General features: G+C 69.9%; 10 protein-coding genes. 6 read left to right on the top strand and 4 right to left on the bottom strand.

Features of this window, described 5'->3' with window-relative positions; genetic code table 11:
* Nucleotides 1-963 precede the first annotated feature (963 nt).
* Nucleotides 964-1,356 (top strand): histidine kinase dimerization/phospho-acceptor domain-containing protein, encoded by a 393-nt coding sequence (locus tag QP089_RS48960; protein WP_353070683.1) that lies wholly within the window; start codon nt 964-966, stop codon nt 1,354-1,356.
* A 77-nt stretch (nt 1,357-1,433) separates the two neighbouring features.
* On the opposite strand, the gene QP089_RS43195 is transcribed toward QP089_RS48960, so the two are convergent.
* A complete protein-coding gene (locus tag QP089_RS43195) occupies nt 1,434-1,598 on the bottom strand; it encodes a hypothetical protein (protein ID WP_285920355.1) in 165 nt (54 codons plus the stop codon).
* Between the two features lie 610 nt (nt 1,599-2,208).
* On the opposite strand from QP089_RS43195, the gene QP089_RS43190 reads away from it, so the two are divergent.
* A complete protein-coding gene (locus tag QP089_RS43190; RefSeq protein WP_285920354.1) occupies nt 2,209-2,844 on the top strand; it encodes a hypothetical protein in 636 nt (211 codons plus the stop codon).
* A gap of 194 nt (nt 2,845-3,038) precedes the next feature.
* Here QP089_RS43190 and QP089_RS43185 read toward each other — a convergent pair whose 3' ends face one another.
* The 3 genes from QP089_RS43185 to QP089_RS43175 all read right to left on the bottom strand — a co-directional run bounded on the left by QP089_RS43185 (nt 3,039) and on the right by QP089_RS43175 (nt 6,684).
* On the bottom strand, nt 3,039-4,097 hold the full coding sequence (locus tag QP089_RS43185; protein ID WP_285920353.1) for an alcohol dehydrogenase catalytic domain-containing protein: 1,059 nt from the start codon (nt 4,095-4,097) through the stop codon (nt 3,039-3,041).
* 113 nt (nt 4,098-4,210) lie between these two features.
* Nucleotides 4,211-5,404, bottom strand: coding sequence for a Gfo/Idh/MocA family protein (locus QP089_RS43180; protein WP_285920352.1), 1,194 nt, complete (start codon nt 5,402-5,404; stop codon nt 4,211-4,213).
* Nucleotides 5,401-6,684, bottom strand: a complete 1,284-nt coding sequence (locus QP089_RS43175; RefSeq protein WP_285920351.1) for an ROK family transcriptional regulator — start codon at nt 6,682-6,684, stop codon at nt 5,401-5,403. Before QP089_RS43175 ends, QP089_RS43180 begins: the two co-directional genes overlap by 4 nt.
* A gap of 243 nt (nt 6,685-6,927) precedes the next feature.
* Here QP089_RS43175 and QP089_RS43170 point away from each other — a divergent pair, with 243 nt between their 5' ends.
* From QP089_RS43170 to QP089_RS43155, 4 genes are read left to right on the top strand one after another with little or no spacing between them, the layout of a single operon-like run.
* Complete coding sequence (locus tag QP089_RS43170; protein ID WP_285920350.1) at nt 6,928-8,214, top strand: ABC transporter substrate-binding protein; 1,287 nt, start codon at nt 6,928-6,930, stop codon at nt 8,212-8,214.
* A gap of 28 nt (nt 8,215-8,242) precedes the next feature.
* Entirely contained in the window at nt 8,243-10,243 is a 2,001-nt protein-coding gene (locus tag QP089_RS43165) for an ABC transporter permease (RefSeq protein ID WP_285920349.1), read from the top strand.
* Complete coding sequence (locus QP089_RS43160; RefSeq protein ID WP_285920348.1) at nt 10,240-11,019, top strand: ABC transporter ATP-binding protein; 780 nt, start codon at nt 10,240-10,242, stop codon at nt 11,017-11,019. The genes QP089_RS43165 and QP089_RS43160 overlap by 4 nt, the downstream gene beginning before the upstream one ends.
* Nucleotides 11,016-11,750 (top strand): ABC transporter ATP-binding protein, encoded by a 735-nt coding sequence (locus QP089_RS43155; protein ID WP_285920347.1) that lies wholly within the window; start codon nt 11,016-11,018, stop codon nt 11,748-11,750. Before QP089_RS43160 ends, QP089_RS43155 begins: the two co-directional genes overlap by 4 nt.
* The last annotated feature ends 12 nt before the right edge of the window (nt 11,751-11,762 follow it).

The following is an 11,762-nucleotide window of genomic DNA, read 5'->3' as shown; positions in this document are numbered from 1 at the left end:
CGGCGTTTGGGGTGGGGCCGACCACTGAGGCTGGGTCGCTTCAGCGGTCCGCCGGACAAAGCCGTTGTCTGCCGCGGCCGGCGTGGCTCGCCGGGGAAGAGATGTTCTTCTGCGCGGATGGGCTTGAAGCTAAGTTGGGGGTACAGAACCGTCAACGAACGGGTGCCGACATTGTCGAACGGTTCCGGTCGGCTCTGTCCGTACAGACCGGGCCGCTGGGGCGGGCGCCAACGTGGTGCCGCCCTCGTATGCTCAGGCGGAGCAGATTCCTTAATCTTGCTGGTGAGAGCATACGGACTGGTCGTTGCCAGGGCAGCGACTGAGATCGCTCTCGGGTGCGCCGGTGCGCTACGGAACGCCGCGGGTTGGGCGCCGACATTGTCGAACGGTTCAGCCGTCACCTGTTGCGAGACCGCGCTCTGGACCGGTGCGCGTCCACCTGCAACAGGAAAATGCCAGCACGTGCGGTCCACCGACCGGGGGCCTCGCCGGAGGCGCCGTACAGCATCTTGTCCGCTTCCCGGCGTACCCGGCACAGCGGCTCCCCCGAGCCGCAAGGATACCCCGGCCGCAGAAGTCGCCAAGGGCGCGATCCATGGGGGTTGCTCGTCCTTGCGCACCCGCCCACACCAAACCATCACTACATGTCATTCTACATGCGCATACTGTTACGACCCCTGAGTCGTCCAACAGGCATCGCTGCAGTTCCCGGGCATGTCGACCGTGGCGCGATCGCGCTGGCCGCGCCACCGGCAACGCGCTCACCAGGGACGACGCCTCTGGCATCGGTTCGCGGCGGCGCCGGAAAGGTCCGTGAGAGGGGCTCTTGTCTCGGAGGCTGCTCCAGGGAGACATGCGGGGGACCGGTACCGGGATAGGTAGTTTCCCCGGTGTTGCGGGTGCCAGCGCGGGGTGATGGTGGGTGAGGTAGCGACCAGCGACTGTGTGGGAACGTGACTGACGATGATCGAACTGCATCCAGGCGTCTGCCCTTATGGTGAGGTTCCTGATGGGCGCCTCACCGCGGGGCAGCGCCGGTTCGCCGTTCAGGCCTCGCACGAGCTGCGCACCCCCCTTACCGCACTGCGGCTGGAGCTGGAGGAGGCACTGACTCACAGGGATGCCGCCGATCCCTACGCCGCGCTGACGGAGGCCCTGTGCAGCACCGAGCGCCTAGAGAACACAGTGATCGCTCTGCTCGGGCTGCTCCAGCGCGATGCCTCCGGCCAGGCACTCGGGGACGGCGCAGTGGGGCACAGGGAAGCGGCTCCGACCGGTCCATACCCCCCTACGGGCCTGCCTGATAAGGAACCCTTCTCCCGAACGTGTCCTGGGCCGCCAGGTAGCGGAGCATGACGGGCGACTCGACCCTGTGGCCAGAGGCGACCGGCGCCGCCCGTCCCGTGGACGTGCGCTGAGCGTACGGACGCCGTTCAGCTGGACGAGGCGGCCCCGCGTCGGCCGCCGCGATCGGCCGCGCGCTGACCGCGCTGATAGCCGGCCAGTTCGTGCTGGTCATCGTGCACCGGCTCGAGACGGTCACCGCGGCCGACCAGCTCCTCGTCCTCGAGGACGGAGGTATCGCCGAGCACGCCCATCGTTTTCTTGGGTTGTCAAGCAATCATGCAGGTCGGCATCCCGGACCGGATTGAGGAACGTTAGGCAAGTTGGAGGCGTTGGCCAGTGGAGGCTAACGGTGCCGACGCTGACAGCGCAGTCGCGCCGCGACAGGAGCCGTGCCGACTCCGGCGCCGCCTTCATGACTGCGGCAGAGCGAGGCAGTCCTGCACGCGCGCGATCACCTTCTTGAACCGCGTCTAGGCTGGGAGGTACGCCAGCCGCTGATGCGCCGTGGATCGCACCGCCAGCACCAGCTCGGCCTGATACGAGTGGATCTGCTCTCGCCTACGTCCTCCAACGATGGGGCGGAGGGTCAGGTGGTTCTCGCGTCGAGATGCTCTTCTTCAGCGAGAGCCCGACTGACTTCGCCGAAACCGGTGGGCTTCACCGGCCCGCCACGTGCGTAGCTCGGCACGGCCGAGAATCCTGCGGGCCCCCCAGATCCCCGAACGGCGAATCATCTACTTGCCTTACAGGGCGGACCAGCCTCCAGGCCACTGACCTGCCAGGTCAATCAACTACCCCCAGAACGGCCACCTGTACCTGGTCGCCCATCCCGCCGCTGGGGCCGAGGACGCGCTGGTCGACTTGCTCACCCAACGCCCCGAGTATGAACTCGCCCCGATCACCGGCGGCATCGTGCGTGACCGCGGCCATGCGGAGTTTGCGCCGGATCTGGATCGTGGCGTGTGGGAACGGCGCAGCACCGGCTACGCGCTGGTCAACGGTGTCGACCGAGAGACCGGTGCGATCCACGAAAGCCGCTTCCTGGTGACCTCCGTCCACGAGGACGGATCGGTCACCCTTCTATGCGGGGTCGGGTGCACCCATGTGGCCCCGGGATGGCGAAATGCATCCGCCAACCTCCACGACGAGCAGCCGCAGTACCGGGCGGTGAGTCCCTGGCTGGTCCTCGGCCTGGCCTACGGGGCGCTCGCGCTCGCCGGAAGCCTGGCTGACACGCACAGCGGCTACCAGGGCGATTGGCTGGTCGGCCTGCGTGTGACCGGGTTGAACGGCGCCTGGGCCTACGAAATCGTCCGGCAAGGGGATCAGGGCATGGTTCTGCCCTACAAAGACTCCGGCTACGAGCGCATCGCCATCTGCCAGACCTTCGATCTGCTGGCGCTGGCGGCCCTCACCGAGAACCTCGCCGGCTCATTGATCCGCGGCCTGTCCATCGGCCATCTCGTGCTGCCCTACCCGCGCACAGACACCCCGTAGCGCCACCTGCTTTTCCCAAGATGCTCTTGACCGCGCACGGCCGAGTTCCTCGATGGCCTTGTAGGTGGGGTGCTTGGGGCCGCCGCGGTGAAGCGCCGCGGCATAGAACCAGGCCAGTGGTGATCGGTTTGCCGCGTGGGCGAGGAAGGACCGGCTAGGCGAGCGGGGCGGCGGAAGCGTTGTCTGGCGGTGGGTCAGGGCACTAGAACGATCTTGCCGACGTAGCTTCCCGCGTCCAGGGCCTTGTGGGCTGTCGCGGCTTGGGTGAGCGGGTAGCGGGCGCCGATGACGGGCGCGATCTTCCCGGCGGCGGCGAACTGCAGGACGAGTTCCTGCTCACGGCGGGTGGAGGCGCGGGTGCCCAGGATGTCCAGGTGCTTGGCGAAGACCTCACCGATGTGGACCTCGGCGGTCCGGCCCCCCATCACCGCGGCCAGCACGATCTTGCCGCCGAGCCGGGACGCTTTGATCGCCAGGGGGAGCATCGGGCCGCCGACGTTGTCCAGGACGACATCGACGCCGGTGCCGCCGGTCTGTGCGCGGATCTGCTCGACGATGTCGGGGTCCTTGTAGTTGAGGGCGATGTCGGCGCCGGCAGTCAGCAGGGCGTCGGTCTTGTCGGCAGAACCGGTGAGGGCGATGATCAGCTGGGCTCCGGCGAGCCTGGACAGTTGCAGCGCGGCGGTGCCCATGCCGCCGGAGGCGCCGGTGACCAGGACGGTGTCGCCCGGCTGGATGCGGGCGCGAGCGTTGACCATGTGCAGGACCGTGCCGTAGGACCACAGGACGCAGGCGAGGGTTTCGAAGTCGACACCGTCGGGTGCCTTCAGCAGTCCGTTCTGGGGGGCGGTGACGTATTCGGCGTAGCCGCCGAAACGCTGGTGCCCGGGCAGTTGGGTGTCCTGGCACAGGTTGTCGTCGCCGCGGCGGCACGCCGTGCAGCGTCCGCACGCGGGGCAGGTCATCACCACGACGCGGTCGCCGGGGGTGAAGGAGCGCACGCCGCTGCCGACGGCGGTGACTTGGCCCGCGGCCTCTCGGCCGAGTTGGAAGGGCAGCGGCAGCGACGGGACGCCTGGGCGGGGCTGCACGATGCCTTTGCGGTATCCGGCGTCCCACCAGTTGACGGAGGTGGCGCGGACCCGGACCAGGACCTCGCCGGGGGCGGGCTCGGGAACGGGGACCTGCTCGACCTTCAGTACCTCGGGGCCGCCGTGCTCATGGATGCGCACGGCCGTCATCGTCTTGCTCATAGGACGCTCCTCAACAGCAGCAAAAAGGGCGGGGCCCGCTTGCACGGGGCCCGGCGGCACAACCCGCAGCGGCTCACCGGCCGCAGGCGCGGCGGGTATCCCGGCGGAAGGGGTCAGGAGGCAGTGATGTCGGTCCACTGGCCGGCGGCCGCGGACCGCAGGACGGCGTCGGTCAGCCGGGCGGCGGCCAGGCCGTCGTCGAAGGTGGGCATCAGGTCGGGGGCCGAGCCGGTGCGGACCCCGGTGTAGACGTCGTTGATGAAGGCCTCGAAGCATCGTTCGTAACCTTCGGGATGCCCGGCGGGCAGCGAGGTGACGCGCTGGGCTTGGCCGGCGAGGTTCGCCGGATCGCGGGCGAGCAGGGCGGAGCCGTCGCGCTGGCCGCGCCACAGTGTCTCGGGGCGCTCCTGGTCGAAGGCGAGCGATTCGGCGGCGGCGTCGAACTCGATCCGCAGCCCGTTCTTGTGGCCGGCCGAGATCTGGCTGACCAGAAGTGATCCGAGGGCGCCGCGGTCGGTAACGAACTGGACAGCCACGGCGTCCTCGGTGTCGACGGGGGTCAATACGCCGACGGCCGAGGCTCGGGAGAAGGAGGTGCGGGAGGCCTCACGGCGCCGCTGGTCATGGGCGCGCAGGGTACGGGCGGTGAGGCTGACGATGGTGTGCCCGGAGACGAACTGGGCCAGGTCGCACCAGTGCGAACCGATATCGCCGAAGGCCCGGGAGGCGCCGCCGAGGGTGGAGTCGACTCGCCAGTTGTCGTCGTCCTGCTCCAGAAGCCAGTCCTGCAGGTAGCCGCCGTGGATCAGCCGCAGGTCCCCGGGATCGTCGTCCTGCAGCCGTGCTCGGGCATGGCGGACCAGCGCGTAGTAGCGGTAGATGAACGGGACGGCGGCGATCAGGCCGGCGGAGCGGGCCTGGCCAGCAAGAGCGGTGGCCTGCGCGGTGTCCATGGCGAGGGGCTTTTCGCACACGACGTGCTTGCCCGCTTGGAGCGCGGCCGAGGCCAGGGGGGCGTGCAGGTGGTTGGGGGTGCAGATGTGCACGATGTCGACGTCGTCGGACTCGATGAGTTGCTGCGGGGAGTCGAAGGCCCGGTCGGCGCCCAGCCGGGAGGCGGCCTGGCGTGAGCGTTCGGGGGTGGAGGCGGCGACGCCGGTGATCTGCGCGCCGTTGAGCCGGGCGGCGCGGGCGTGCACCGAGGCGATCATGCCGGCGCCGACCAGCCCGGCGCGCAGGCGGCTTGCACGGCCGCCCATGGTGCCCGTCACGGGACCTGTCGTCGAGTCGGTCTTGGGTTCGGTCATGGGGTCTCCGTGGTGAGCAGGTCGGTGAGCGTGTCCAGGTGGGCGGCGCTGAGCAGTTCGTCGACGGCGGTGAGGGCTGCGCCGACGACGCCGGCCTGGTCGGCGTGGGCCGACAGGGTGACGCGCAGGTCGCGGGTCGCCAGTGGCAGCGACCGTGCGTAGACGGTCTTGCGCAGCGAGGGCAGCAGCAGGTCTCCGGCGAGGGAGACTCCTCCGCCGATCACCACCAGTTCAGGGTTGAAGACGTTGATGAGGCTGGTCAGCGCTTCGCCCAGGTGCTGTCCGGCGGTGGTCATCAGCTCGACGCACAGCGGGTCGCCGTGCGCGGCGGCCTGGCTGAGGTCTTCGGCGGTGACGGCGCCGGCCTCGGCCAGGCGCCGGGCGAGCATCAGGCTCTGGCCGCTCTCGGCCAGTTCGGTGGCGGCTCTGCCCAGTGCGCTTCCGCTGGCGAAGGTCTGCAGGCATCCCTGCTTTCCGCACCGGCACTGCCGGGTGGAGGCCGGGTCCATGCACAGGTGCGCGATGTCGCCGGCGCAGCCTTGGGCACCGCGATGCAGGCGTCCGGCCGACACCAGGCCCGCGCCGATTCCGGTGCCGACCTTGACGTAGACGAAGTCGTCCACGCCGCGGGCCGTGCCGCTGCGCAGCTCGCCCAGCGCCATGGCGTTCACCTCGTTGTCGACCCACACCTCGACGCCGAACTTGGCCGCCAGCCGCTCGCGGACGGGGTAGTCGTCCCAGCCCGACAGGATCGGCGGAGAGACCGGCCGGCCGCTGGCGAACTCCACCGGGCACGGCAGGCCGACCCCGACGCCCGCCAACGGCGCCCGCGTGGGCTGGGCGGCGAGGATCTCCTCCACCATCTGCTCGACCCGCGCGAGCGTCCCCTCGGGACCGCAGGTGACGTCCCAGTCGGCTTCCCGGACCTCCAGCGGTGTTCCGCCCAGGTCGGTCAGGCCCACCATCAGGCTCGTGACGCCGACCTCGACGCCGAGCACGGTGGCGGCCTCCTGATGGAACCTCAACTCGCGTGGAGCCCGCCCGCCGGTCGAACGGCCCTTGCCCCGGTGGGCGAGCAGCCCGCTGTCCAACAGTTGGGCGATCCGCTGGGCGACCACGGTCCGGCCCATGCCGGTGGCCTCGCACAAGTCACCCGTGGTAACCAGCTCATGGGTGCGCACCAGCTCGACCAGCGTCGCCGACATGCTCGCTGACGTGGGGCGCTGCAGGCGGCGCGGCACCCGCACCTGGTCTTGACCGTCGATGTGCTGCTGTTTCAAGCGCGTTTCCTTACGTAGCGCAAGGGTTGACTTATGAGGATCGCTGGCTTAGTTTCCTCGCAATCCGGCAAAAGTTCAATAGGTTCCGGCGTAAGTGGTTCGGGTGACCGTGCCGCACCACCCCCGGCGTCCTGCCCCCAGCCCATTGGCTGGTCCTTTGGCAAGGGCAGGACCGCACCCCCTCCCATCGATGATCACCGACGGCGGACGAGCCCGGTGATCTGGAAGATCCAGGAGCTGACCATGAGCGCTACCGCCACGGGGCGGCTGGGACGCATCACCCTGTCCCTCGCCCTGCCCCTGGCCCTGGGCCTGACCGCCTGCGCCAACGACGACAGCGGTCCCGGCGCGGCCAAGGAGTCCGCGGCTCCCACGACGATCGACGCCGCGCTGGCCAAGACGGTCAGCGGCACCACCGGAACCGGAAAGGCGACCGGCACTGCGATCACCCTCGGCCTGATCAACCAGCAGGGCGGGCCGGTGTCCAACCCTGAGTTCACCGTCGCGGCACAGGCCGCCGTCGCCTACCTCAACACCGAACTGGGTGGGGTCGGCGGACACCCGCTGAAGCTCGCCACCTGCGACATCGTCTCCGCCGAGTCGCAGGGGCAGCGGTGCGGGCAGCAGATGCTCGCCGACGACAACGTCAAGCTCATCGTGCAGGGCGGCCTCAACGTCGGGACGCAGTCGCTGCACGCGACCCTGGCCGGCAAGAAGCCCGACCTGGTCGCCGTCGCCAACCCCGGACCGGACGTGACGGCAGGCAACACCTACGCCCTCAACGCCAGTTCCCTGGCCGGCAAGGCCTCCACGCCGATCTTCCTGAGCGACAAGCTCAAAGCCAAGACGGTCGCGATGATCGCCGACGACAACCCCGGCAACCAGGAGATCGCCAAGAGCATCAAGCAGGGCATCGAAGCGCGCGGCATCACCGTGAAGCTGACCACCTACCCGTCCGGCAGCGCGGACCTGCTGAGCCCGATGCAGGCTGTCGGCGCCGGAGGCGTCGATGCGATCATGCCCATCGCGGTGACCCCGACGGCGTGCATCGCCATGGCCAAGGCCTACCAGCAGGCCGCGATCAAGACCCCGCTGCTGTCGTCCGGGTTGTGCGCCTCCGGAGCGGTGAAGAAGGCACTGGGCGACCTGCCCAAGTGGATCTTCAGCGGCTCGATGCTGAACACCAACGCGCCCGATCCCTCCGGCCACGTCGCGCTCTACAAGGCGGTCATGGCCCGGTACGCGCCCAAGGGAGCCGAGCCGGGCATCAACGCGCCCGCCGGATTCTCCTCCATCTTCGCCGCCGCCAAGATCCTCACCAAGGCGGGACCCGGCGCGCTGACCACCGCGAAGATCGCCGACGCGGCCAAGGCCTACACCGGACCGCTGCTGATGGGACCGCCCACCCTGAAATTCGGCGCGATCACCCAGTTCCCGACGCTGGGCGCGCAGGCGGCGCGGTACTACAGCTACGAGGGCGACGGCAAGTGGGTCGACGCGTCCGGCGGCTGGATCAACCTCCCCGCCTGACACCAGGCCGCACGACCGGAGAATCGACGTGGACCAACTGATCCTTTTCATCCTGCTCGGACTCGGGCCCGGTGCCCTGTACGCCGGGCTCGCCCAGAGCCTGGTACTGACTCACCGCGGCGCCGGCATCATCAACGTCAGCGCCGGGGCGATGGCGATGTGGGGTGCTTACACCTTCTATGGGCTGCGGTCGGGGCATCTGCTGCTGCCCCTGTACTACCCGGGCGTCGGCGGGCCGGTACCGGTCATCCCGGCTTTCCTGCTGTCGGTGGCGTTGTCGGCGCTGCTCGGAGCGTTGATCGACGTCGCGGTGTTCAAGTGGCTGCGCAAGTCGGCGCCGCTGGCCAAGCTCGTGGCCAGCGTCGGGCTGCTGCTGACCGTCCAGGCGCTGATCGTGCTTCGCTTCGGCGGGACCGGGCAGACCGCCCCGCCGGTCCTGGCCGGCGGCAGCGTCCACCTGTTCGGCGGCGCGGTTCCCCTCGTGCGGCTGGAGGTGGCGGGCCTCGCGGTCGCGGTCGGCCTCGCACTGACCGCCGTCTACCGCTACAGCCGGTTCGGTCTGGCGACGCGGGCCGCGCAGGAGGACGAGGCCGAAGCGATGATGTCGGGGTTGTCGCCCCGGCGACTGTCCCTGCTGAACACCACGTTCGCCAGCGCGCTGGCCGGCGTGGTCGGCATCCTGGTGGCGCCGATGACCCAGCTGGATCCCACCACGCTGGCGCTGGCGGTCGTACCCGCGCTCGGAGCCGCGCTCATCGCCCGCTTCACCTCCTTCACTGTCGCGGCGCTGGCCGGGCTCGGCATGGGCGCCCTGCAGGCCGTCGCGCTGTATCTGCAGACCCTGTCGTGGTTCCCCACCTCCAACGGGCTGCCGATGCCGGGGCTTGCGGACGTGCTGTTCTTCATCGTGATCGCGGCCGCGCTGATGTGGCGCGGCAAGAGCCTGCCCGACCGGGGCAGCACCGTCGAACCCCGGCTTCCTCCAGCGCCCGCGCCGCGCCGCATCGCCCGGCCCACCGCGATCGGGGTGGCGATCGCCGCCGTGGCGCTGCTGGTGCTGCCCTACGACCTGCGGCAGGGACTCATCAACACCCTCATCGCGGTGATCGCGTGCCTGTCGCTGGTGGTGCTGACCGGCTATGTCGGGCAGGTGTCGCTCGCCCAGTTCGCCTTCGCCGGGCTGTCAGGGCTGGTGGTGTCCAAACTCGGCATCAACCTGGGGATCGGGCTGCCGTGGGCGCCGCTGCTGGGGATCGCCGCTGCGGCCGTGTTCGGGCTGGTGGACGTGCTGCCCGCGATGCGGGTCCGCGGTGTGCATCTGGCGATCCTCACCCTGGCGGCGGCCGTGGCACTGCAGAACTTCGGGTTCCACAACCCCAGCTGGGGCGCCAGTGGCCTGGGATCGCCGGTGTCGCCGCCCAAGCTGTTCGGCATCAACTTCGGGCCCTCCGGGGCGTTCCCGGTGCACGGCGACCATCCCCCGAGCCCTCTGTTCGGCCTGGTGTGCCTGCTGGTCACCGCGGTGTGCTGCGTGGCGGTGGCCAACCTGCGGCGCAGCGGGCTCGGCCAGCGGATGCTGGCGGTGCGCTCCAGCGAGCGGGCCGCCGCCGCAGCGGGGATCTCGGTCCCCGCCATCAAGGTCACCGCGTTCGTGATGTCGGCGTTCCTGATGGGCGTGGTAGGGGTGCTCACCGCCTACAACTTCGGCTCGGTCGACCCGGCCAACTTCGGCATCGTCAACACCCTGGTCCTGATCGCGCTGGCCTACCTGGGCGGCATTTCGGTGATCAAGGGCACCTTGATCGGCGGGCTGCTGATGTCCAGCGGAGTCGCCGCCACGATCATGGAGGACTACCTCGGGCTGCCGGCCGACTACCTGCTGCTGTTCGCCGGCGTCTCGCTCGTCCTCACCGTGACCACCACCCCCGGCGGAATCGCCCTGGCCCACCGCAAATCACGGCACCGGGACACACCCGCAGCCGGTTCCGGAACCGGACCGCTCCCGACGGTCGCGGAGGTGTCCCGGTGACCAAGACCCTGCACGTCACCGACCTGACCGTCCGCTACGGCGGAGTGACCGCCCTCAACGGCGTCACCCTCACCGTCGCACCCGGCGAACTGGTCGGACTGATCGGCCCCAACGGAGCCGGCAAGACCACCCTCATCGACGCGGTCAGCGGATTCACCAAGGCCACCGGCACCGTCCGGCTCGGCGAGTACGACCTGTCCCGCCGGCGCGCCTACGCGCGGGCCCGTGCCGGACTCGGCCGGTCCTGGCAGGCCGCCGACCTGTACGACGACCTGACCGTGCAGGAGAACCTCACCGTCGGCGCCTACCGGCCCAACTGGCGGCAGACCCTCACCGAAACGGTGCGCGGCCGCGCCCGCCACGACGAGCAGATCGCCGAACTGCTCGGCATCCAGGACCTGCTGCACCAGCCCAGCGACGGGCTCGCCGCCGGCCAGCGCAAACTGGTCGACCTCGGCCGCGCCCTGGCCGGCAGGCCGGACGTGCTGCTGCTGGACGAACCCGCCGCCGGCCTCAACACCGCGGAAAGCAGCCTGCTGGCGACCAGGCTCCGGTCGGTCGTCGACGCCGGCACCGGAGTGCTGCTGGTCGACCACGACATGGCCCTGGTGCTGGGGGTCTGCGACCGGATCGTGGTCCTCGACTTCGGCAGCGTCCTGGCCGAAGGCACCCCCCAGCAGATCCAGACCAACCAGGACGTCATCGCCGCCTACCTCGGCCGCGCCGCCAGCCCCGAAGCCGACCGCCCCGGAAGCCCGGCAGGAGACCGCCCATGACCGCCCCAACACCCAGCCCAGCGACGAGCCCGACGGCGCCGCTGCTGGAAATCCGCGGCCTGTCGGCGGGGTACTTCGGCGCCGCTGTGCTGCGCGACCTCAGCCTCACGGTCGGACCAGGCGAGGTCGTGGCGCTGCTCGGCCCCAACGGCGCCGGAAAGTCCACCACCCTCAAGGCCGTCTCGCGCACCATCACCCCGATGTCGGGCACCGTTCGGCTCAACGGGCAAGACCTCGGCAAGCACCGCCCCCACGACATCGCCCGCGCGGGCCTGGTGCACATGTCGGAGCGGCGCGGCATCTTCCACGGGCTCACCGTCGAGGAACACCTGCGGCTGCACCGCCTCGACCCCCAGATCGCCTACGACTACTTCCCCGAACTCAAGCCGCTGCGCTCCCGCCGCGCCGGCCTGCTGTCGGGCGGGGAACAACAGATGCTCGGCATGGCCCGCGCCCTGGCCCGCCGCCCCACCGTCCTGATGGTCGACGAACTCAGCAAAGGCCTCGCCCCCGTCATCGTGGAACGCCTCATGCCGGTCGTTCGCCGCTACGCCGACGAATCGGGAGCCGGTGTCCTGCTGGTCGAACAGCAGGTCCAAGTCGCCCTGGAGAACGCCGACCGCGGATACGTGCTCGCGCACGGAAACCTCGCCGAACACGACACCGCCGCCAACCTGCTGGCCAAACGAGACGTGCTGGTCTCCAGCTACCTCGGTGCCACCGCCCTCTGAATCACCGCCCTC

It is taken from the genome of Actinomadura opuntiae, assembly GCF_030283205.1.
Taxonomy (GTDB): Bacteria; Actinomycetota; Actinomycetes; order Streptosporangiales; family Streptosporangiaceae; genus Spirillospora.
The sequence above is the reverse complement of the archived record's forward strand: the minus strand, read 5'-3'. Positions and strand labels throughout refer to the sequence as shown.